The organism is Streptomyces sp. NPDC111656 (assembly GCF_055656965.1).
In genome coordinates this window covers 43810-64527 of the sequence record NZ_JBVKCA010000006.1, presented here as the reverse complement: position 1 = coordinate 64527, position 20718 = coordinate 43810, and the positions used below count along the sequence as shown (strand labels likewise).

The window sequence follows — 20718 nt, the reverse complement described above, 5'->3', positions numbered from 1 at the left end:
TCGCCTGATCCCCTGGTCGACGGGGCGCCCTTCGCGTTCTCCCCCCTTCGCCTTCACACGCGCACCCCTCCCCTCGGGTTCTGCTCACTCTTGCTCTCAGGAGACCGCACACCATGCGTACGTCCACGCGTACCCGTTATCGGCATTTTGCGCCCTTTGTCATCATCACCTCGACGGCCCTGCTCCTCACGGCATGCGGCTCCGGCTCGGACGGCGCGACCGGCACCGCGACGAACGCGGCGGCCAAGGCCGACAAGATCCCCACCACGGACGTCGTCTCGGACATCCCGAAGGACGAGGCCGCCGCCACACTGCTCCCGTCCGGTGTCACCGGCCTCACCGTGGCGGTCGCCGTCGGCGGTACGCCACCCGGCACGACGTACCTGGACGACGGCAAGACGCTGACGGGCCAGGACGTCGACTTCGCGGACGCGGTGGCCAAGGTGCTCGGCATCGAGCTCAAGACGGAACAGGCCGGTTTCGAGGCGATCCTGCCGGCCCTGGACAGCGGCAAGTACGACTTCGGGGCCAGCAACTTCGGCGTCACCGACGAGCGGCGCAAGACGATCGACTTCGTCACCTACATCAACGACGGCCAGGGCTTCGCCACGCGCTCCGACAGCAAGCTGGCCGAGATCACCGACCTCAAGCAGCTGTGCGGCCTGAACGTCGCGACCGGAGCGGGCACCACCTTCGAGGCGACGCTGGAGGAGAACAAGAAGGTCTGCACCGACGCCGGCAAGAAGGCGTACAGGGTGCAGACCTACAGCGAGCAGGGCGCGATCTGGTCCTCACTCCAACAGGGCCGCAGCGACCTCGTGATGAGCACCATCAACGGCCTGCGCTACGCCGTCGCCCACCAGCAGGGCGTCAAGTTCCTCAACGAGTACCACCGCCTCGACGTCGGCTTCGCCTTCAAGAAGGACACGAAGCTGGCACCGGCCGTCCAGGCGGCGGTGAACAAGCTGATCACGGACGGCACGTACGACAAAATCCTCAAGAAGTGGGGGACGACGGGTTCGGCGATAGCGAAGTCGGAAATCTCCCCGCCGGAGCTGAAGAACTGACGGACCCGAGCATTCCCCGCGCCCCGCACAGGAGCACCCCGAAGGGGCGCGGGGCCGAGACGTCATGCGCCTCGAAGTGGTCGAGCGCCGGAAAGCAGTCCTCGCCGCGCCGCGTGTACGAGGTCTGTCACAGTCCGCAGTCGCAGCACGAGCAGCACTCGCAGATCTCACAGGCCTCACAACAGCTGCAGTCACAGTCGCAGTTGCCGAGGCAGCCCTCGCGCCTCCTTCGCGACCACGGCCCCTCGAACTCGTCGGCACAGCACACCTTGCAGGTGCAGCACACCCCGATCGCGGCCGCGCACCCGGCCCAGAAGCCTCGCCTGCCGGGCCCGGGCGGCGGGAAGGAGGGAGCACCGCCGAAGGGGTTGCCGCCACCGCCGTAAGGATTCTGCCCGTCGTACGGGCTCTGTGGGCTCTGCGGGTTGTACGGCCCACCGTGCTGTGGCGGCCCGAAAGCCCCCCGCGCGTCGTCCGCGTGGTCCTGGTGCCCGCACCCCGAGGTCCCGAACGCGCGGTCCACCGACCGCCCCAGCTCGTGCGCGAGCAGCAGATGCGCCAGCTTGCCGTCCGTACTGTGCTTTTCCGGGGAGACCCCGGACCCCCAGGCCACCTCGCGCAGCGCGAGCCGTATCCCGTGCAGAGCGTCATCGGCGAGCCGGCGCGCCTCCACGAGCGGGGTGCCGGTGGCCGTGAGCGGGTTCCACGCTCCCGACGCGGCGTCAGTTTCCCGGTCCTCCACGGCGTCCAGCAGATGCGCGAGCCGCCCGAAGAGCCGGCCGGCCTCGGCGAGCGGCTCGGCGTTGCCCGGCCGCCCGGCCAGGACGGCCGTGTGCGCGAAGGCGGCGGCGGTCGCGGTCTCGGTGGGCTCGGTGACGGTCAGAAGCGGCGTCCCGGGACCGGCGAGCGCCTCGATGCCGACCTGCCGGTCGACGGCGTCGACGAGTACGGCGGTGTCGAAGCCCACGTCGGATCCGGTACGGGCCCCGGCGCGCCCCCAGCTCGCGGCGACCCGGCGAGCGGCGAGCGCCACCGGCCTGCGCGCCAACAGCCCGTCCTTGTCCGCCACGTGGTCGCGCACCTTGGCCGAGGCCAGCACCAGCGAGACGGCGGCTGCGAGGCGGGCTCCCTCACCCTGCGCGACGGACGCGGTCCGCATCCCGCGCAACGGGCACGGCCCCGCCGTACGCCGCCACCCGGTGGTGCGCTCGGCCTGAGCCTCCGTCAAAACCGATATCAGCAGCCCATCGTAATTGGTGACAACCCGAGCGAACTGTCCGTGGTCTCCGCGCAACGCGAGACAGAGTCCGCACAGATGCGCCATCCACTGTGTTTTGAGCCCCTCACCGAGGCGGTGACTGCAGGGCCTCACGATTCCGAACATGACACTCCCCCGTGCCTCGTACGACGTTGAGCTGCGGCATCGTACCGACCCCTTCGTTCACCCGTACGCCCCGCCCGTCACCCGAACGCCGTCGAGAATCATATTTCACTCACAGTCAGCAGCCGTACACGGCAAGACCCTTGGGGCACGCGGGCTCTCGACGAATTCGCTGTGCACCAGTACCGTCACGAAACCCCCGCGCGGCGTCTATCCACTTGGCGCGACATCCGCATCATGGACGACCATGGGGATGCGGAAAGCAAGAAAGACCGCTGTGAGAGGAGGCGTCCATGGGATCGGTGCGCAAGGCGAGTGCCTGGCTTGGCCTCGTCGACGACAACGATGACGAGCGTTACTACGACGACGACAACTACGCCGAAGGACAGGACTCCGGCGATGCCTGGGTCACGGACCCGCGCGTGAAGGTCGCGTCCGAGACGGCGGAAGAGACAGGCCGCCGGATCGGCACGGTCACCCCGGACAGCTTCCGGGACGCACGCGGCATCGGCGAACTCTTCCGGGAAGGCGTCCCGGTCATCATCAACCTCACGGCCATGGAGGCCGCCGACGCCAAGCGCGTGGTGGACTTCGCGGCCGGCCTGACCTTCGGCCTGCACGGCACCATCGAGCGGGTCGCCACCCGGGTCTTCCTGTTGACCCCTGCCAACACCGAGATCGTCAGCGGCGAGGCCCCGGGACGCCAGACGGACGGCTTCTTCAACCAGAGCTGAGGCAGGGCCGCTCACCGGCCCTGCTCTCCGGTGCTCGACTCACCGAAAGGCGTCGAGTCCGGTGAGCGCCTTGCCCAGCACGAGTTGATGCATCTCGACGGTGCCCTCGTAGGTGAGCACCGATTCGAGGTTGGTCGCGTGCCGCATCACGGGGTATTCGAGCGAGATCCCGTTGGCACCGAGGATCGTACGGGCGGTCCGGCAGATCTCGATCGCCTCCCGTACGTTGTTGAGCTTGCCGAAGCTGACCTGCTCGGGACGGAGCCGTCCCGCGTCCATGCGCCGCCCCAGATGGTGGGCGAGCAGAATCCCCTTGTGCAGTTCCACCGCCATGTCGGCGAGCTTGGCCTGGGTGAGCTGGAAGCCGCCGATGGGGCGCCCGAACTGCTCGCGCGTCTTGGCGTACTCGACGGCGGCCTCGAAACTGGCCCGCGCGGCGCCCATCGAGCCCCACACGATCCCGTACCGCGCGTGCGACAGACAGCTGAGCGGGCCCTTGAGCCCGGTCACGTCCGGCAGTACGGCGTCGGCGGGCAGCCGTACGTCGTCGAGTACGAGCTCGCTGGTCACGCTCGCCCGCAGGGACCACTTGTGCTTGATCTCAGGAGCGGAGAACCCGGGGGCGTCGGTGGGCACGACGAACCCCCGAATCCCGTCCTCGCTCTGCGCCCAGACGACCGCGACCCCGGCGACGGACCCGTTCGTGATCCACATCTTCCGCCCGTTGAGCACCCAGTCGCCGCCGTCGCGCTTGGCGTACGTCCGCATGGCGCCCGGGTCCGACCCGTGGTCGGGCTCGGTCAGCCCGAAGCACCCGATGACCTCGCCGGCGGCCATGCCCGGCAGCCACCGCTGCTTCTGCTCCTCGCTTCCGAACCGATGAATGGCGTACATGGCGAGGGAGCCCTGTACGGAGACGAGGGACCGGATGCCCGAGTCGGCGGCCTCCAGCTCCAGACAGGCGAGCCCGTACTGCACGGCGGTCGCCCCCGCGCATCCGTACCCCTCCAACGACATCCCGAGCGCCCCGATCCCGCCCAGCTCGCGCGCCAGCTCCCGGATCCCGGGCAGCTCGCCCTTCTCGTACCACTCGGCGACGTACGGCAGCACGCGGTCCGCGGCCCACGTCCGTACGGTGTCCCGGATCGCCAGGTCCTCCGGGTCCAGGAGGTCGTCGAGGCCGAGGGGGTCGGTGGGGTCGAAGGGCGGGAGCTTCGGGGACGCGGACATGGGGGCAGCCTCCGGCACGCTAAAACTAGCACCGCTAGTTACGGTCTCGCCCCGACGGTACGACCCAGCGTCCCGCACGTCCAGTACCTCCCCCGCCCACGCACCACCCGTTTCCAGTACGCCGACAAGTGCGGGTACCCCGCGGGGGTGAAGCGCCATCGGCGGCTTCCGGTTCGTTCGAGGGGGCTCGGGTGGCGGTTCCCCGCCGCGACGGTGCTCAGCCACCGGCGGGCCTCTCTCCGAGCGAACCGGCGGGCGCCGACGACGGGCAGCCCCCTCGGGGGACCCGCACGTGTCGACAGGGTGGAAACGCGTGGTGCGTGGGCGGGAGAACCCTCGGCTACGCCGAGACGCGGGACTCCGCAACCCCCCGAGGCGCCGGAATCTCCGCCGAGCCCGCCGCAGACACCCCGCACTCCATGACCCGAGGCAGCCGCAACGCCATCCCCGCCCCCAGCAACAACAACCCCGCACTGACGAGCAACGTCACATGCAGCCCGTGCACAAAGGAGTCCCGAGCCGCATGACGCAGGGCCGCCCCCCGCACCCCACCAAGCCGCGCAGCGACGTCGTACGCCTCTCCCAGCGAGTGCCCCGCCGCAGCGGAGTCCCCCGGCGAGACCCCCGGCACGGACGACAGTCCGGGCGCGTACGCCGCGTTCATCACACTCCCCAGAAGCGCGATCCCGATCCCCGCCCCCAGTTGGTACGAGGTCTCGCCGATCGCCGCCGCCCCACCCGCCTGCGCCGGCGGCGCCTCGCTCAGCATCGACTCGTACGCCCCGAAGAGCGTGGTCTCCAGCCCGAACCCGAGCAGCACGAACCCGAACAGCAGCAGCCCGGTGTTGTCGTCCCCGCCCATCGCGGTGAGCGTGATCACGGCCACCGCCGTGAGACAGAACCCGAAACAGACCATCGCGCGCGGCCCGAACCGCCTCAGCAGCCGCGCCCCCGCGAGCCCCGCGGCCATCGCCGCGAAGGTGAGCGGCAGCAGCCGCAGCCCGGTCTGCAGGGGCGAGAGCCCGAGGACCAGTTGCAGGTACTGCGCGGCGATCAACTCGAGCCCGACCAGCGCGAGCATGGCGAGGACGATGCAGCACACGGATGTACTGAACGCGGGCCGCGAGAACATCCGCAGGTCCACCAGCGGATGCGCACGCCGTCGCTGGCGCCGTACGAAGGCGAACATCAGCGCGCCGCCCACGAGCAGCGGCGCCAGCGTGAACGGACCGAACGGCGCTTCACCGCCGCCGAGCCGCTTGACTCCGAGCACGAGTCCGAAGAGCCCGGCGGCGGCCATCAGGGCCCCCACCACGTCCCAGGGACCGTCGCGGTCGCCGTAGGACTCGGGCAGCAGCAGCCGTCCGATCGGCAGGCTGATCAGCATCAGCGGGATGTTGACGAGGAAGACCGATCCCCACCAGAAGTGTTCGAGGAGGAACCCGCCGAGCAGCGGCCCGACCGCCGCGCCCACCGCGGCGACCGCGCTCCAGATGCCGATCGCGAGCGCCCGCTCCCGCCGGTCGGGAAAGACCTGGCGCAGGATCGACAGGGTCGCGGGCATGATCATCGCGCCGCCGACGCCGAGCAGGGCACGCGCGCCGATGAGGACCTGGGCGCTGTCGGCGAGCGCGGCGATCCCGGAGGCGATGCCGAAGAGCCCGTATCCGAGGAGAAGCACACGTCTGCGGCCCACCCGGTCACCCAGCGTGCCGAAGAGGATCAGCAGCGCGGCGCAGACGAGCGGATAGACGTCGACGATCCAGAGCAGTTCTATCGCGCCGGGCTTGAGGTCCTCGGTGACGGCGGGCACGGCGACGTGCAGCACGGTGGCATCGAGGGCCACGAGGAGCAGGCTGACGCACAGCACCACAAGGACGACCCAGCGGTTGGCACCGGCCCCGGCCTCCCGACGGCGACGCGCGGCGGCCGTGGTCGTCCCGGACATGTACGTACCTCCCAGATGTTCCCTCGCGTTCGGCGATCCGCTGGGTGGGGACTCCCTGCGGCTGCGGTCCGGGAGGAGCGGGGTCCCGGACGCACGCATCAAAGGCGAGTGAGCGGCCAGCGTACGCGAGTTCCTGTCGCATACACGTGGCGGACCTCTCACGTTCTCCTTGCCGAGCATGTGGCGTACGCCACGCTCCCCCTGGTGCACCACGCCCCGGACGGCCGCCCGGTTCCGCCCGCCGTCGATAATCGAGCCCGTGACCGATCTTGAGACGCCCCTCGCGACGCCGCCCGGCGCGAGCGCGCCGCGCCGGGCCGCGCCCGCCCTCCTCGGGTACGCCGCGGTACGGGCCCTGGGCGTCCTCACGCTCGCGCTGTGGAGCGCGGCGAACGGCAAGAGCGCCCACACACTGCTGACGGCCCGCTGGGACGCGCTCTGGTACACCCGTGTCGCCGATCTGGGCTACGGCTACGAGGTGCGGCTGCCAGGCGGTGACGTGCACTCGAACCTCGCGTTCTTCCCGCTGCTGCCCTGGCTGGAGCGGCTCGTCTCGGCGCTCACCCCTCTGTCGTACGCGGATGCCGGGCTGCTGGTCAGCACGCTGGCCTCGCTCGCCGCGGCCTGGGGGATCTTCGCCGTCGCGGACCACGTGTACGGCCCCCGCGTGGGCGTCTGCGCGGTGCTGGTCTGGGCGGTGCTGCCGGTCGGCATCGTGCAGTCGATGGCGTACAGCGAGTCCCTGTTCACGGCGCTCGCCGCCTGGTCGCTCTACGCGGTGCTGACCGACCGCTGGGTGACGGCCGGTCTGCTCGCCGCCTTCGCCGGGCTGACCCGCCCGGTGGGAGCCGCGGTGGTCGCGGCCCTGTGGGTGGCGGCCATCACCTCGTTCGTGCGGGATCGGAGCGCGCACCCCGCGCACGGCGCGCCCGTGCTCCGACGCGCCCTCGGCATGCTCCTCGCGCCGCTCGGCGCCGCCGGATATGTGCTCTGGGTCGGCCACCGCACGGGCAAGGGGCCGCTCGGCTATCTCGACGTCCAGGCGGGCTGGCGCAACGGATTCGACGGCGGGTACGCGTTCGCCCGCTTCGTGGGCGACAAGTTCACGTCATTTCCGTCAGCGCTGGCCGGCGTCGGACTGATCGTCGGAGTCGCACTGATCGTCTGGCTGTACGTGACGTGTGTACGACAGGGCCAGCCGGTGCCCCTGCTGGTGTACGCGGGGATCGTCGTCGCGCTCGCCCTGTGCGCGTCGAGTTACTTCGGCTCGAAACCGCGCCTCCTGCTGCCCGCTTTCCCCCTCTTGCTCCCCCTCGCGCTGGCCCTGGCCCGACTGCGTACGTCCAGGTCAGCGCTGATTCTCGGTGGCGTGGCGATGGCCTCCGCGCTCTACGGAGCGTTCTGGCTGAACGGCTCCGGTCCGCCATGATCCACCCGTTGACGCTCGGTGAGCGGCTGGAGAATTCCACCCCAGGATTCGGTGAACGAATTCAAAAGTGACATAAAACAGAAGCCCGAGCCGATCAATGGAATTGAAGGATCGGGGCGCCGATGATTAGAGAATCATTGGAATTAAGCATCGCCCTGAGAGGAATCCCACATCACATCGTCATCACAAAGCGAGTGATTCGGCCTGGAACGCAGCTCACTCGCTGTAACGTCGATTGAGTGCGTACCGAACGAAACCTCACCCGTCTGGACCGGGTCTTCGCCCGGTTGGACCGTGAGCCGGAACGGCCGGCGAACATCGATGTGCCGAAGATGAGCAGGCACAGGGTTGTGCTCCTCGGAGCCACCCTGGCCTTCTACGTGGCCATCGTGTGGGCCGTTGCGATCACATCGTGGCTGGTCCGGTTCGACTGGCAGGTCATGTTCTTCCGGCCCTATCAGCAGTGGCCGGAGATCCACGCGTTCCTCGACTACTACGTGGTGCTGGGCCAGCGCGGCCCCACCGCCGTGATGGTCGCCGCGTGGCTCGGCTGGCGCTCCTGGCGGCAGCACACCCTGCGCCCGATGCTCACGCTGGGCGCCTCGCTGCTGCTGCTCAACATCACGGTCGGCGCCGCGAAGCTCGGCATGGGCCGCCTCGGCCCGCACTACGCCATCACGATCGGCTCGAACGAGATGGGTCTCGGCGGCGATATATTCCCTTCGGGCCACACCGCGAACGCCGTCGTGACCTGGGGAATCCTGGCCTATCTGGCCTCCACCCCGCGGGCGAGGCGCTGGCTGTCGGCGCTGTCCGCCGTGACCTCGCTCGGCGTCGGCCTCACCACCGTCTACCTCGGTACGCACTGGCTGAGCGATGTGCTGCTGGGCTGGGCCGCCGGTCTGCTGATCCTGCTGGCGCTGCCGTGGTGCGAGCCGCTGATCGCCCGCGCCGAGGCCGGTCTGTTCACCCTGCGCGACGCCTGGCGCGCCCGCCGCGGCCGTGCGGTACCCGCCCCGGTCGGCTCCCCGGTCGGTGCGCCCGTGCTGGTCAAGCAGTCGGTCCCGGTGAACGAGGAGGCTCCGGTGCGCGGGGCGGTGCCCTCCGCCCGCCCGCCCCGGGCGCCGGTCTACCTGGTGCCCGGACCCCACACGACCCGCTCGGAGCGCACCCCGGTCACCCCGGTCGGCAGCCGCCGTCCACCGCACCCGGACCGCGTGGCGCGCACCACCACGACGTCGTCCGCCCGGCCGCTGACAGGCGGCTGAGGCACAACGGACCGATCATGGAGAACAGCGGGGCCGGTACGCACAACCTCCCCGCACAGCGAAGGCCCCCGGCTCGTGAGCCGGGGGCCTTCGCGCATTCCGTGGCCTCAGCCCTTCCAGCAGCGGGTCACCCGGCCGTCGGTGACCTCGAAGTTCAGCCGTCCCGTGCGGTACTCCATGGTGATGATCGCGCCGGGCGGCAGCGAGCGCACCGTGGACCAGCCGTGCTCCCGGGCGCGGTGCTCGGCGCTCCTCGCCTCCAGGCCGACATAGGCCTGCGGACTGTCCTGGGGCTCTGCGGGCGGGGTGGGAATGGATGCCATGACCGCCACGTTAGGCGGCCGACCGCGGCGGGGGAAGTCCGGGCCCAAGACCCTGCGTCACCCATGCCCCTCCGGTCGCGCTTCTGTCACAGGATCGCTACACGCGTTTCGGCCGAACTCCGTCACACGTACGAGGGGTTCCGTACGTGTCCCGCACTCCTTCGAACGTAATTCGGGACTACCTTGACGCCGTCCCGAATAAACCAATGGAAAGTGCGGAGTCCCCCGTCGAGATCCCGTGGGGGAAGTCTTTCCATTGCGATTCCGGGGCATGTCGCGGAAGCTGACACCGCATAGGAAATGCACGGTTCCAGCACAGAACCCCCGCACACCCTCTGTCGGAGCGCGGCGCGATGCGAGCACCACGGCGTGAGCTTCAGGCAGGCCCACGGCGCGACGGCGAAGGGGCGAGCAATGGGCACGGAGACCGCGCAGGCGACGGCGCCACCCGTATACAGGAGGCAGCGACCGGGGCGGCTCGCCGTGGACTGGCTCACCACGACGGACCACAAGAAAATCGGTCACCTCTACCTGATCACGTCCTTCGCCTTCTTTCTCATCGGCGGTCTGATGGCGTTGGTGATGCGCGCCGAACTCGCCCGGCCCGGTCTGCAGATCGTGGACAACAACCAGTTCAACCAGCTGTTCACCCTGCACGGCACGATCATGCTGCTGCTGTTCGCCACCCCGACCTTCGCCGGGTTCGCCAACGAGATCATGCCGCTGCAGATCGGCTCCCCGGACGTCGCGTTCCCCCGCCTGAACATGCTGTCGTACTGGTTCTTCCTCTTCGGCGGCCTGATCGTCCTCGGCTCGCTCATGGTGCCCGCCGGGCCCGCCTCCTTCGGCTGGTTCGCCTATGCCCCGCTCAACAGCCTGGAGCGCTCGCCGACCATCGGCGCCGACATGTGGATCATGGGCCTGGCGCTGACGGGCTTCGGCACGATCCTCGGCGCGGTGAACTTCATCACGACCATCGTCGGGATGCGGGCCCCCGGCATGACGATGTTCCGGCTGCCGATCTTCACCTGGAACATCCTCTTCACCTCGATCCTCGTCCTCTTCGCGTTCCCGGTGCTCGCGGCGGCGCTGCTGGTCCTGGAGGCGGACCGGCGCTTCGGGTCGGTGGTGTTCGAGGCGGCCAACGGCGGCGCGCTGCTGTGGCAGCACCTGTTCTGGTTCTTCGGGCATCCCGAGGTCTACATCATCGCGTTGCCGTTCTTCGGGATCATCACGGAGATCCTGCCGGTCTTCAGCAGGAAGCCGGTCTTCGGTTATCTGACGCTGGTCGCCGCGACGATGGCCATCACCGGTCTGTCGATCGTGGTGTGGGCACACCACATGTTCGCGACGGGCGCGGTGCTGTTGCCGTTCTTCTCCTTCATGTCGTTCATGATCGCGGTGCCCACGGGGGTGAAGTTCTTCAACTGGAGCGGGACGATGATCAATGGCTCGCTCTCCTTCGAGACGCCCATGCTGTGGGCCATCGGTTTCCTGGTGTCGTTCCTGTTCGGCGGACTGACCGGAGTGATCCTGGCCTCGCCGCCGATGGATTTCGAGGTCACCGACTCGTACTTCGTGGTCGCGCACTTCCACTACGTCGTCTTCGGCACCGTCGTCTTCGCGACTTTCGGCGGCTTCTACTTCTGGTGGCCCAAGTTCACCGGCAAGATGCTCGACGAACGGCTCGGCAAGATCCATTTCTGGACGCTCTTCGTCGGCTTCCACACGACGTTCCTGGTGCAGCACTGGCTGGGCGCCGAAGGCATGCCGCGCCGGTACGCGGACTATCTGGCCGCCGACGGCTTCACGGCGCTCAACACCGTCTCGACGATCGGCGCGTTCCTGCTGGGCATGTCGACGCTGCCGTTCCTCTACAACGTCTGGAAGACGTCCCGGTACGGCACGAAGGTCGAGGTGGACGACCCCTGGGGCTTCGGCCGCTCCCTGGAGTGGGCGACCTCGTGTCCGCCGCCCCGGCACAACTTCGTCACGCTGCCCCGGATCCGTTCCGAGAGCCCGGCGTTCGACCTGCACCATCCCCAGTACGGGGCGAACGGTCAGGAGACCGCTCCAGCGCCCGGGACAGCCGGTCCCGGGACGTCGTGATCGCCTCGGTGAGTTCGGCCGGCTCCAGGACCTCGAACTCGAAGCCCGTCAGCATCACGTGAATCACCATCACGTCGAGGCTCGCGGCGCCGGTGCGCAGGACGCAGCTGTCCTCCCCGGAGGCTTCCAGCGTCCCCGCCGAGGGGGAGATCCGCTCGACCGCCTCTTCCAGGGGCACGAAGAGCCGGACGACCGCCTGCGAGGCGTAGGCGCGTGTGGAGACCCCTTCGGAGACGTACGCCGCCAGATCCTCGGCCGGTGGCGTACGGGGGGTGAAGCGGGGTCCGTGCGGCGGCCTGGGGGTGATGCGGTCGGCCCGGAACGTGCGCCAGTCGTCGCGGTCGACGTCCCAGGCGACCAGGTACCAGCGGCGCTCGGTGCACACCAGGCGGTGCGGTTCGACGGTCCGGCGGGTCGAGGAGCCGCCGTGGTCGCGGTACTCGAAGCGCAGCCGCTCACCGTCGCGGCAGGCGTGGGCGAGTTCCGTGAGCACGCCCGGGTCCACGGCGGAGGGCTGGGGGCCGCGCAGCATCGGCACGGTGAAGGCGTTGAGGGCGCTCACGCGGCGGCGCAGTCGGCTCGGCAGGACTTGTTCGAGCTTGGCGAGGGCGCGTACGGAGGTCTCGTCGATGCCCTCGATACCCTGCCCGGCGGCCGTGCGCAGCCCGACCGCGACGGCCACCGCCTCGTCGTCGTCCAGCAGCAGCGGCGGCAGCTCGGCGCCCGCGCCGAGTTGGTAGCCGCCTCCCGTGCCCGGGCTGGCGTTGACGGGATAGCCCAGCTCGCGCAGCCGGTCCACATCGCGGCGGATCGTGCGGGGCGTCACGCCCAGACGGTCCGCCAGATCGGCCCCGGACCAGTCGCGGTGGGCCTGCAGCAGTGAGAGCAACCGCAGCAGCCGTGCCGATGTCTCCAACATGCCGCCGAGTCTGCCAGCCCTTGCGGACAACCGCTGTCCGCAAGGTGCTCCTGGGCGCCGGGCACGGTCAGCCGGCCGCGGTGACCGTCACGGACAGGTCGTTGTCCCGCGTGTAGGAGGGCCCGGCCTCCACCGGGCCGTACAGGGTCTTCACCGGCACCCTCGGGTGGATGAGGAAGAGGCGCTTGTCGGCGATGGCGTCGAGCAACCGCGCGATCCGTACCCGGGGCCCGCCCTCCCCCGCCGGGCGCAGCCACAGGTCCCAGACGCCGGACCGCAGGGCGCCGTATGCCACCGTGAAGCCGAACTCCGCCTGCTCCACGGCCACTTCCGCGCGGATCGGCGGACCGGCCGCGTCCCGGTGGCAGACCTCGGCATACGCGTCCGGCGCGAGGGGAACGCCGTACACCCGGCCTCGTACGCCCAGTCCCCGCTCCGCCCGGTACAGCTCGACGGCCTCCGCGTGCGGGGCCCGCAGCCAGCTGCGCACGGAGAGGTTGCCGTGCCGGGTCCCGTACGGGATGCGGACGGCGACATGGCCGAGGGAGCCGCTGGGGACCCGGGCGACGAGCGAGCGCAGGTCGTCGACGCCCGGGGCCAGCCGTCGCGGCTCGCCTCCCGCGACCTGGGCGTAGGCATCCCAGCGGCCCTCGGGCAGGGCGACGCCGCTGGGCAGCGCGGCGCGCAGCCGGCCGTCCCCGGTGGGCGTCAGCGGCAGGCTGACCTCCTCGTGGCCCTCGCGGTGGCGCAGCACCAGGAGCGCGGCGCCCGGCTCGCCGGTCTCGGTGACGTCGAAGGTCAGTCCGCCCGCGGAGTCGGCGATGCAGTCGGCGCACGGGGGCACGGCGGCGTCCGGGTCGGCGCGGTGCCGAGCGGTCCGCGGGACCGGCGTCATCATGCGAACGCCCTTTCGTGCGGGGCGGCACCACCGGGTCCTCCGTCGGATCCGCCTCCTGTCGGGACAGACCCCAGGCCCGGGTGAATGGTTGCTTCCCATGTGCACATCAGGGCGCGCAGGACCGTCGAGGCACGTCAGGGCTCGTACGACAGTTGCGGCACCTCGAAGCAGTCGCTGTTCATGTCGCCCTGGGAGACCCAGCCGCCGTCGTCCTCCCAGCGGGCCACCGAGACGCAGGTCCGGCGGGTCTTCGGAGGCGTGGGCAGGCGCTCGGAGGAGACGGGGATCAGCAGGCCGTCGGCGCTGTACGGGGCCTCGCGGTTCATGAAGCGGTCGACACACGCGCGTGTGACGCCCGTTTTCGCGCAGGACTTCGCGGCGTCCGTGAACCACATCGCGGCCGCCCAGCCCTCCAGCTGCCACTGGGAGTGCGTGGGCAGGCCCTTGGTGGCGTCCCGGAACGCGCGGACGGCGGCGTCGGCGGTGTCCTCGTGGTTCCGGCTGGATCCGGTCGCCCACAGGGCGTTGCGGCAGCGCGGGGCGTCCTTGTAGTCCTCGGGGACGGTGGAGGTCCAGTTCTGCACGTTGGTGACCTTGGCGATGACCTTGGCGCCGACGTCGTCCATCGCCTTGCACAGCTGGGCGTTGCCGTGCGTGTCGAGGGCGTCGAAGACGAGGTCGGCGCCCTGGTCCTTCAGATCGGCCGCGGCCGCGCGGAAGTTGGGCAGCGCGAAGTCGACCTGTTCGGTGACCACCTGGTAGCCCTCGGCCTTCAGACCCCGGGTGACGAGCCGGGCGTACGCGGCCGACGCGGACTGGTTGTAGGAGATCACGGCGGCCGTACGGGCGCCGTGGACGCGCTTGAAGTAGCGGTAGACCTCGGTGCCGCCGTACAGCTTCCCGCCCCAGCCCGGTGTTCCCTCGCGGGGCGCGAGGCTGCCGTAGATCCCGTAGAGGTGCGGATAGGTGTCGTAGGCCGCGCCGATGGGCTGTCCGCCGATGTCGGGCACCCCGGCGGCGGACACGCGGGAGGCGCCCGCGTAGTCGAGGGCGGTGGTGGCGACGAGGGCGACGACCTTGTCCTCGTCGATGAGCCGGTGCACGCACTCGTTGTCGCCCACGCCGCTGCCGCCGTCGTCGCAGGTGCGCACCTCGACCGGGCGGCCGTCGATGCCCCCGCGCGCGTTGAGGCGGTCGAAGTAGGCCTTGGCCCCGTCGCGGGGGCCGGTGAAGGCGGAGCCGCCGACGGGGCTGGTGGCGCTGGTGACGATGCCGACACGCAGCGGGGCGGTGCTCTGCGGGGCGGGCATGGTCCGGTGCTCGAAGTCACTCTCGGGCAGGCGGCTGCCGCAGGCCGCCGTGCCCAGGACGAGTGCCGTGCCCAGCAGGAGCGGCAGGCCCGCGGCGAGGACTCCTTCCGGAACTCCCTTGGGGCGCACGGCGGGTCAGCAGCCGGCCGGGGTCGCGGATCCGTCGCCGCTCAGCGCGACCAGGGCGCAGAGGGTGTTGTCGGAGACCTTCCAGGTGCCGTTCTCGTAGACGGCCGTCCCGGAGGCGTTCGGCAGGGCGGTCGCGCCCTTCAGGGTCAGCGCGTACGTCACCTCTGCGACGGCCGGTGCGGTGAACACGACCTTCTGGACCTGGGCCGCGACCTGCTGACCACGCTTGTCGCCGCTGAAGCCCTGGACGACCGCGGTCATCCGGTCGCCGTTCTCCAGGTAGTTCAGTTTGTCCTTGACGGGGACGGACGGGGAGAAGAACTTCTCCCAGTTCCGCCTGACCTGGTTCTCGGCCGCCGCCGGGTCGTCCGGGCCGGTCGGGCTGGGTGACGCGCTGCTGGGCCGCTCCACGGTGGGGGTGGGCGGAGGGGTCGAACTCCCGCCGCCGCTGCTGTCGCCGCACGCCGTGAGGGCCCCGGCGAGGAGGAGGGCGACCAGCGCCGCCACCCCCCGGCCGTTGTCCCGCCTGAGGTCGCTCCCGAGAACCATGCTGGCTCACCACCGGGTGTCGGTCCGGGCCGACCGCGCCCGGAGCTTTCAGGGTCAGCTTCCAGAAGGCATAGTGCAAGTCCATTGGCGGACTTGGAAGACAGACAGACACACGACGTCTGGGAGCCAGGATGCGGACATCTCGACTGCGGACCGTGCACCCCGTCCTGTGGGCCGGGTGCGCCGCGCTCGCCGCCGGGGCGGTGCTGTGCGTCATCGGCTGGTACGGCGTCTCGGGCGAGCGGTACGCGGAGAGGCAGTTGCCCTTCCTGGCGTCCTGCACGGTTCCCGGGGCCGCGCTGATCGTCGCGGGCGCGGTGCTGCTCACGCACGGCAGGAACGCCCTGGCGGCGGCGCGCGTCGAGGAGTTGTACGGGCTGCTGGTGGCGGCCGAGCCCGCCGACGCGGAGCGGTCCGAACAGGCCGCCGTGGCGCCGCTCGCCGTCAGCGGGGAGCTGCTGATGATCCCCGGGGGCACGCTGTGGCACCGTGCGGACTGCCCGCTGGTCGCGGGAAAGGCGGCCGCCGTGCCGGTGGACTCGCGGGTGCTGGCGAGCGGGGAGTTGGGCCCGTGCCCGATCTGTGAGCCGCCCGCGGCCGAGCGGTCGACCGCGCCGGAGCGGTGATGAGCGGTTCCCTGACGTACGACCTCACGCTGGCCGGGCTCTCGGTCGGCGGCGCGGCGGCGCTCACCGGGATCGGGCTGGTCGTCACCCATCGGGCGACCGGGGTGCTGAACTTCGCGCACGGCACGATCGCGATGGTGTGCGCGTATCTGCTGCGGCAGTTCACGGTGGTGTGGGGCTGGCCGCTCGCGCTCGGTGCCGCGGTGACGCTGCTGTTGGTGGCCCCCGCGATCGGCATGGCCCTGGAACGGTTCGTCTTCCGCCCCCTGTCCGTCCTCGGCGGCGACCCGGCGCAGACGCTGGTCGCGTCTCTCGGCGTCTTCGTGCTGCTGGTCGGCGGGGCCGCGTTGGTGTGGGGCACCGGGGCGCGCGCGGACGCGCCGACGCTGGTGTCGGCGGACCCGTGGGGGCAGTTGGCGGTCGCCGTCGCACTGGCGGTCGGGGTGGGGGGCGCGACGCGCTGGACGCGCTTCGGCACGGAGCTGCGGGCCGTGGTCGACGACCGCTCGCTCGCCGTGCTCGGCGGCATCGACGCGGACCGGGTGGCCGCCGCGGGCTGGGCGTTCGGCTCCTTCACGGCGGGCCTGACGGGCGTGCTCCTCGCGCCGTACGTACGACTCGATCCGTACGGCATGCCGTTGCTCGTCATGGAGGTGATGGCGGTGGCCGTCGCCGCCCGGATGCGCAGCCTGCCGGTGGCCGTCGTGGTGGCGCTGGGTCTCGGGGTCGCGCAGAGTCAGCTGACGCGGCTGCACCCGGCGGGCTGGGCGGAGCCGCTGCTCCAGGCGGTGGGGGCGAACCTGTTCGTGGTGGCCCTGTTGGTCGCGGCGCTCGTCCTGCCGGGGATCGGCGACCGGGATGTCCTACCGCGTACGGCGACGGCCCGGGTGGCGACGCCCCCGGGCGCGTGGATCGTCGCGGTCGTGCTGTTCCTGCTGCCGCTCGGCCTCGCGGGCTCGGACCTGCACACGTCGGTGCAGGTGCCCGCGCTGGGTGTGGTGCTCCTGTCCCTGGTGGTGGTGACCGGCCGCGGCGGTCAGATCTCCCTCGGGCAGGCGGCGTACGCGGGTCTGGGCGCCCTCTTCACCGCGCTGCTGGCCGCCGGCCGCTTCCCCGGACTGCCCCGTCTGCCCGAACTGGCCGCGCTGGCGGTGGCGGTGGTGCTGGTCGCCCCGCTCGGGGTCCTGACCGGCTGGCCGGCGATCCGCCGCCACGGCCTGGCGCTGGCCCTGGCGACGTTCGCTGTGGGAGTGGGCGTCAGCCGTTTCGTCTTCGCCCAGCCCTACGCGACCTCGGGGCTGTCCCTGGACCGCCCGGCGGGCTTCGACGGCGACCGCGCGTACTACGTGCTCGAACTGGGGCTGTTGGCGGCCGCGCTGCTGGCGACGGGGGCGCTGCGCCGGGGCCGTACGGGCCGCGCCCTGGCCGCGATGCGCGACCACCCGTCGGGCGCCTCCGCGGCGGGCGTACGGGTCCCTGCGCTGAAGCTGACGGCCTTCGTGGCGGGCGCCGCCCTGGCCGCGCTGGGTGGCGGGATGCTCGGCATGGGTCTGCGCGCCTTCGACGCGACGGCGTACGACCCGGTGCGCGGGCTGCTCTGGTTCGCGGCGGTCGTGGTCCTCGGTGCCGACAGCGCCCTCGGCGCGCTGGCCGCGGCGGCGTTGCTGGTGGGGCTCGACGCGGGGGCGCGCGGCGGGGTGGCGGCCGCGCTGTTCGGGGTGCTCGCGCTGTTCGTCGGCCGGTTCCCCGGTGGCCCGTACGAGGCCCTGCGCTCGGCGACGTCCCGGCTCCGGCCGCGCCGCAGGGCGACGCCGACCCCGCTGGGGGCGCGGGTGCGGCGGCGGCTGCGGGCGGTGGAGACGGGGCCCACCGTCCGGCCGCCCGCCGCCGGACGGCCGGACGGCACCGAACCGGAACCCGCCGCCGCGCCACCGGGCGCCGGTGACCGCCCAGGTCCCGACGGCCCCACGAGGGCACCCCGAGGTCCAAAAGCCGCAACATCCGGGCGGGACACGACGTCACGCAGGCCGAGCGCCCCGCACACTCCGGCCGTGCCGACGCCCGGATCTCTGTTCGCCCGACGAATACGGGTCGCCTACGACGGGTTCACCGCGCTCGACGGGGTCGATCTCGAGGTCCGCCCCGGGTGGGTCACCGCTGTCGTGGGGCCCAACGGGGCCGGCAAGAGCACCCTGTTCCACTGCCTCGCCGGAACGCTCCGACCCTCGCACGGCCAGGTGCTGTTCGGCGAACGGGACATCACCCGGCTCGCGGCGCACGCCCGGACCCGGCTCGGCATCGCGCGGACCTTCCAGCAGCTGGCCGTCTTCCCCTCGTTGACGGTGGCCGAGAACGTCCAGGTGGGGGCGGAGCAGGGCCGGATCGCCGATCCCGCCGCGGCGGAACGGGCGTTGCGGCTGTTCGGGCTCGACGGGCCGGTCCGCGCGCTGCCCGCCGAGGGACTGCCGACCGGGACGCTCAGACGCGTCGAGCTGGCGCGGGCCCTCGCGGGCAGTCCACACGTGCTGCTGCTCGACGAGCCCGCCGCGGGCCTGGACACCGCCGAAGTGACCGCGCTGGCCCGGGTACTGCGCGCACTCGCCGCGGACGGCACGGCCCTGCTGGTCGTCGAGCACGACCTCGATCTGGTCGCCGACGTCGTCCATGTCATGACCGCCGGACGCGTCGTCACCTCCGGCCCCGCCGGCCACGTACTGGAGCGGGGACGCGGATGAGCATCTCCCTGCGCCGCGCGCGCGTGCGCTACGGCCCCCTGGAGGCCCTGCACGGCGTGACCCTGCTCGCGCCCGGCCCCGGCCTCACCGTGCTGCTCGGCCGCAACGGCTCGGGCCGCACGACCACCCTGCGCGCCCTCGCGGGTACCGTGCCGCTGTCCGACGGCGCCGTCGTCTGGGACGGGGTGGACGTGACCCGGCTGCCCGCCTTCGAACGGGCCCGGCGCGGGTTGTGCCTGGTCCCGGAGCGTCGGGCCGTCTTCGGCTCGCTCACGGTCCGCGAGCACCTGGAGCTGACCGCGCCCGACTTCGCTCCCGTCCTCGACGCGTACCCGCAGTTGGAGCCCCTCCTTCCGCGCCGCGCCGGCACCCTCTCCGGGGGCGAGCAGCGCATGCTCGCCCTCTCCCGCGCCCTGCTGGCACACGCGCGTGTGGTGCTCGTCGACGAACCCGCGCAGGGCATGTCACCTGCGGTCGCGGCCCGCACGTACGAACTCCTCGGCGGCCTCGACGCGTGCGTGGTGGTCGCCGAGCAGCGGCTGCCGCCCGGTCTGCGCGAACGGACGGGCCGCACGACGTACGTCCATGAACTGCGCCGGGGTTCGGTCGCGTTCAGCGGAGAGGCGGCCGAAGTGCGCCGCCAGGTGACCTAGAACGTCCGACCGGGGTTCACCACACGTGTACTGCCCCGGAGTTTGTACCTCTTGGCGCAGACGGGCCAGGCGCCCCACCCCTGGGTGGCCACCACCCGCTTGGCGACCTTGATCTGCTCCTTCCGCCGGGCCAGATCCGCGCGCGGGGCGTACGCCAGGCCGCCGAACGCCACCCAGGTGGCCTGCCTGAACTGCAGTCCTCCGTAGTGGTGGTTTCCGGTGTTCGCGTGCCAGCGCCCGCCGCTCTCGCACTTGGCGAGGCAGCCCCAGGGCCAATGGTCCCGCGCGCAGTGGTGCGAAACCCGCCCCGCCGACAGGCCGGAGAACGGGGGCGGGGACGCGACGGCCGCCCTCGCGGGAACGAGGACGGCCAGGGTGGCGGCGACGACGGTCGCGGCCACGTACCGCATGCGCTTGCTCAACAGGGGCGATGGCGTCGGCTCGAGGTGCATCGGGTCACGCTAAACACCACACCGGGCACATCCGCCCCGCCGCGCCCGGAACTCCACCCGGTCGGCGGACCGGGGTGGGGCGGCGGGGTGGTGCCGGGGCTCAGAGGTCGAGCCGCTGGCCGGGCATGATCAGGTCGGGGTCACCGCCGATGACCGCCCGGTTGGCGGCGTAGATCTTCCGCCAGGTCGTTCCGTGCCGCTCCGCGATGCCACTCAGGGTGTCGCCGCCGCGGACGGTGTAGTCGCCGCGGGACGCCGCGCGGTTCGTGTGGCCGGATGCGCGCGCCGGGGCCTCGGACGTCTGTGCGGGGGCCGACCGGGTCGTCGACTTGGTGGGAGCCGACTTGGAGGCCGACTTCGACGTCGACTTGGGTGCCGCCTTGGGGGCCGACTTCGTGGTGGCCGACCCTCCGGACGACGCGGCGCCCGAGGACGCGGGTGCGTTGCCGTACGCCCCGGCCCGCGCCGAACAGGTGGGCCAGGCGCCCCATCCCTGTGCGTTCTGGACCTTGGTGGCAACGGCTATCTGGGCGGCCTTGGAGGCCTTGTCGGCGGTCGACGCGTAGGCCGTACCGCCGTACGCCCGCCAGGTGCCGGCGGAGAACTGCAGTCCTCCGTAGTAGCCGTTGCCGGTGTTGATGTGCCAGTTTCCGCCGCTCTCGCACTTGGCGATGCGGTCCCACACTCCGCTGTCGGCCGCGGCGGCGTTGCCGGTCGCGGCGAGCAGTCCGAGCGGGGCGAGCAGGGCCGCCCCGGTGAGGACCGCCGTCGTACGCGTCGTACGAACCTTACGAGTGTTATCGGCACATGCGGACATGTAGTTCCCTCTCGAATCACCCGGGATCCCCCAAGGCGGGGCGCGACTTCCTGCGCGTAGGACGCGGTCGTCGTGCTCCGCCCCGTCCGCCGGAGGTGGTGCTGCGAACCAGTCGTACGGTTCGGCCGGCGGACGTACCCG

18 protein-coding genes are annotated in these 20718 nt (G+C 71.5%); 8 read left to right on the top strand and 10 right to left on the bottom strand.

Annotated features, from left to right (window positions below; all coding sequences use genetic code 11):
- The first annotated feature begins 113 nt into the window (after positions 1 to 113).
- Positions 114 to 1067, top strand: coding sequence for an ABC transporter substrate-binding protein (locus tag ACZ7M3_RS19260; protein WP_472064658.1), 954 nt, complete (start codon positions 114 to 116; stop codon positions 1065 to 1067).
- A 127-nt stretch (positions 1068 to 1194) separates the two neighbouring features.
- On the opposite strand, the gene ACZ7M3_RS19255 is transcribed toward ACZ7M3_RS19260, so the two are convergent.
- Positions 1195 to 2451: a DUF5685 family protein gene (locus tag ACZ7M3_RS19255; protein ID WP_472064656.1), complete on the bottom strand. Its 1257-nt coding sequence runs from the start codon at positions 2449 to 2451 to the stop codon at positions 1195 to 1197.
- Positions 2452 to 2741: 290 nt separating this feature from the next.
- On the opposite strand from ACZ7M3_RS19255, the gene ACZ7M3_RS19250 reads away from it, so the two are divergent.
- Positions 2742 to 3182 (top strand): cell division protein SepF, encoded by a 441-nt coding sequence (locus tag ACZ7M3_RS19250; protein WP_355309143.1) that lies wholly within the window; start codon positions 2742 to 2744, stop codon positions 3180 to 3182.
- Positions 3183 to 3221: 39 nt separating this feature from the next.
- Here ACZ7M3_RS19250 and ACZ7M3_RS19245 read toward each other — a convergent pair whose 3' ends face one another.
- Complete coding sequence (locus ACZ7M3_RS19245; RefSeq protein ID WP_054234441.1) at positions 3222 to 4412, bottom strand: acyl-CoA dehydrogenase family protein; 1191 nt, start codon at positions 4410 to 4412, stop codon at positions 3222 to 3224.
- A 340-nt stretch (positions 4413 to 4752) separates the two neighbouring features.
- Positions 4753 to 6360 (bottom strand): MFS transporter, encoded by a 1608-nt coding sequence (locus ACZ7M3_RS19240; protein WP_351303534.1) that lies wholly within the window; start codon positions 6358 to 6360, stop codon positions 4753 to 4755.
- Between the two features lie 259 nt (positions 6361 to 6619).
- Here ACZ7M3_RS19240 and ACZ7M3_RS19235 point away from each other — a divergent pair, with 259 nt between their 5' ends.
- Positions 6620 to 7789 (top strand): glycosyltransferase family 39 protein, encoded by a 1170-nt coding sequence (locus ACZ7M3_RS19235; RefSeq protein WP_472064653.1) that lies wholly within the window; start codon positions 6620 to 6622, stop codon positions 7787 to 7789.
- A gap of 239 nt (positions 7790 to 8028) precedes the next feature.
- Positions 8029 to 9057, top strand: a complete 1029-nt coding sequence (locus tag ACZ7M3_RS19230; RefSeq protein ID WP_452969565.1) for a phosphatase PAP2 family protein — start codon at positions 8029 to 8031, stop codon at positions 9055 to 9057.
- Between the two features lie 107 nt (positions 9058 to 9164).
- Here the strand turns inward: ACZ7M3_RS19230 and ACZ7M3_RS19225 are convergent, their stop codons facing one another.
- Entirely contained in the window at positions 9165 to 9380 is a 216-nt protein-coding gene (locus ACZ7M3_RS19225; RefSeq protein WP_351303525.1) for an I78 family peptidase inhibitor, read from the bottom strand.
- A 414-nt stretch (positions 9381 to 9794) separates the two neighbouring features.
- Between ACZ7M3_RS19225 and ctaD the strand changes: the two genes are divergently transcribed.
- Positions 9795 to 11489, top strand: a complete 1695-nt coding sequence (ctaD, locus tag ACZ7M3_RS19220) for an aa3-type cytochrome oxidase subunit I (protein WP_355309147.1) — start codon at positions 9795 to 9797, stop codon at positions 11487 to 11489.
- Here ctaD and ACZ7M3_RS19215 read toward each other — a convergent pair.
- The 4 genes from ACZ7M3_RS19215 to ACZ7M3_RS19200 all read right to left on the bottom strand — a co-directional run bounded on the left by ACZ7M3_RS19215 (position 11371) and on the right by ACZ7M3_RS19200 (position 15294).
- Positions 11371 to 12408, bottom strand: a complete 1038-nt coding sequence (locus ACZ7M3_RS19215; protein WP_472064651.1) for a helix-turn-helix transcriptional regulator — start codon at positions 12406 to 12408, stop codon at positions 11371 to 11373. The genes ctaD and ACZ7M3_RS19215 overlap by 119 nt on opposite strands.
- Before the next feature lie 67 nt (positions 12409 to 12475).
- A complete protein-coding gene (locus tag ACZ7M3_RS19210; protein ID WP_472065223.1) occupies positions 12476 to 13303 on the bottom strand; it encodes a hypothetical protein in 828 nt (275 codons plus the stop codon).
- A 137-nt stretch (positions 13304 to 13440) separates the two neighbouring features.
- On the bottom strand, positions 13441 to 14703 hold the full coding sequence (locus tag ACZ7M3_RS19205) for an ABC transporter substrate-binding protein (protein WP_472065221.1): 1263 nt from the start codon (positions 14701 to 14703) through the stop codon (positions 13441 to 13443).
- A gap of 48 nt (positions 14704 to 14751) precedes the next feature.
- Positions 14752 to 15294, bottom strand: a complete 543-nt coding sequence (locus ACZ7M3_RS19200) for an MTB12 C-terminal domain-containing protein (RefSeq protein WP_095855469.1) — start codon at positions 15292 to 15294, stop codon at positions 14752 to 14754.
- Between the two features lie 131 nt (positions 15295 to 15425).
- On the opposite strand from ACZ7M3_RS19200, the gene ACZ7M3_RS19195 reads away from it, so the two are divergent.
- The 3 genes from ACZ7M3_RS19195 to ACZ7M3_RS19185 are packed head-to-tail and all read left to right on the top strand — an operon-like array spanning position 15426 to position 19308.
- Positions 15426 to 15920, top strand: a complete 495-nt coding sequence (locus ACZ7M3_RS19195) for a hypothetical protein (RefSeq protein WP_472064649.1) — start codon at positions 15426 to 15428, stop codon at positions 15918 to 15920.
- Positions 15920 to 18655, top strand: coding sequence for an ABC transporter permease subunit (locus ACZ7M3_RS19190; RefSeq protein WP_472064648.1), 2736 nt, complete (start codon positions 15920 to 15922; stop codon positions 18653 to 18655). Before ACZ7M3_RS19195 ends, ACZ7M3_RS19190 begins: the two co-directional genes overlap by 1 nt.
- Entirely contained in the window at positions 18652 to 19308 is a 657-nt protein-coding gene (locus ACZ7M3_RS19185; RefSeq protein ID WP_472064646.1) for an ATP-binding cassette domain-containing protein, read from the top strand. The genes ACZ7M3_RS19190 and ACZ7M3_RS19185 overlap by 4 nt, the downstream gene beginning before the upstream one ends.
- On the opposite strand, the gene ACZ7M3_RS19180 is transcribed toward ACZ7M3_RS19185, so the two are convergent.
- Complete coding sequence (locus tag ACZ7M3_RS19180) at positions 19305 to 19760, bottom strand: transglycosylase family protein (RefSeq protein WP_472064644.1); 456 nt, start codon at positions 19758 to 19760, stop codon at positions 19305 to 19307. The two genes, ACZ7M3_RS19185 and ACZ7M3_RS19180, sit on opposite strands and share 4 nt — an antisense overlap.
- Before the next feature lie 100 nt (positions 19761 to 19860).
- Positions 19861 to 20577, bottom strand: coding sequence for a transglycosylase family protein (locus ACZ7M3_RS19175; protein ID WP_393016341.1), 717 nt, complete (start codon positions 20575 to 20577; stop codon positions 19861 to 19863).
- Positions 20578 to 20718 lie beyond the last annotated feature (141 nt).

Excerpts from the sequence above, each read along its gene's own strand:
- ACZ7M3_RS19260 (WP_472064658.1), top strand. The coding sequence starts at position 114 with ATGCGTACGTCCACGCGTACCCGTTATCGGCATTTTGCGCCCTTTGTC.
- ACZ7M3_RS19255 (WP_472064656.1), bottom strand. The coding sequence starts at position 2,451 with ATGTTCGGAATCGTGAGGCCCTGCAGTCACCGCCTCGGTGAGGGGCTC.
- ACZ7M3_RS19250 (WP_355309143.1), top strand. The coding sequence starts at position 2,742 with ATGGGATCGGTGCGCAAGGCGAGTGCCTGGCTTGGCCTCGTCGACGAC.
- ACZ7M3_RS19245 (WP_054234441.1), bottom strand. The coding sequence starts at position 4,412 with ATGTCCGCGTCCCCGAAGCTCCCGCCCTTCGACCCCACCGACCCCCTC.
- ACZ7M3_RS19240 (WP_351303534.1), bottom strand. The coding sequence starts at position 6,360 with ATGTCCGGGACGACCACGGCCGCCGCGCGTCGCCGTCGGGAGGCCGGG.
- ACZ7M3_RS19225 (WP_351303525.1), bottom strand. The coding sequence starts at position 9,380 with ATGGCATCCATTCCCACCCCGCCCGCAGAGCCCCAGGACAGTCCGCAG.
- ctaD (WP_355309147.1), top strand. The coding sequence starts at position 9,795 with ATGGGCACGGAGACCGCGCAGGCGACGGCGCCACCCGTATACAGGAGG.
- ACZ7M3_RS19215 (WP_472064651.1), bottom strand. The coding sequence starts at position 12,408 with ATGTTGGAGACATCGGCACGGCTGCTGCGGTTGCTCTCACTGCTGCAG.
- ACZ7M3_RS19210 (WP_472065223.1), bottom strand. The coding sequence starts at position 13,303 with ATGACGCCGGTCCCGCGGACCGCTCGGCACCGCGCCGACCCGGACGCC.
- ACZ7M3_RS19200 (WP_095855469.1), bottom strand. The coding sequence starts at position 15,294 with ATGGTTCTCGGGAGCGACCTCAGGCGGGACAACGGCCGGGGGGTGGCG.
- ACZ7M3_RS19195 (WP_472064649.1), top strand. The coding sequence starts at position 15,426 with ATGCGGACATCTCGACTGCGGACCGTGCACCCCGTCCTGTGGGCCGGG.
- ACZ7M3_RS19190 (WP_472064648.1), top strand. The coding sequence starts at position 15,920 with ATGAGCGGTTCCCTGACGTACGACCTCACGCTGGCCGGGCTCTCGGTC.
- ACZ7M3_RS19185 (WP_472064646.1), top strand. The coding sequence starts at position 18,652 with ATGAGCATCTCCCTGCGCCGCGCGCGCGTGCGCTACGGCCCCCTGGAG.
- ACZ7M3_RS19180 (WP_472064644.1), bottom strand. The coding sequence starts at position 19,760 with ATGCACCTCGAGCCGACGCCATCGCCCCTGTTGAGCAAGCGCATGCGG.
- ACZ7M3_RS19175 (WP_393016341.1), bottom strand. The coding sequence starts at position 20,577 with ATGTCCGCATGTGCCGATAACACTCGTAAGGTTCGTACGACGCGTACG.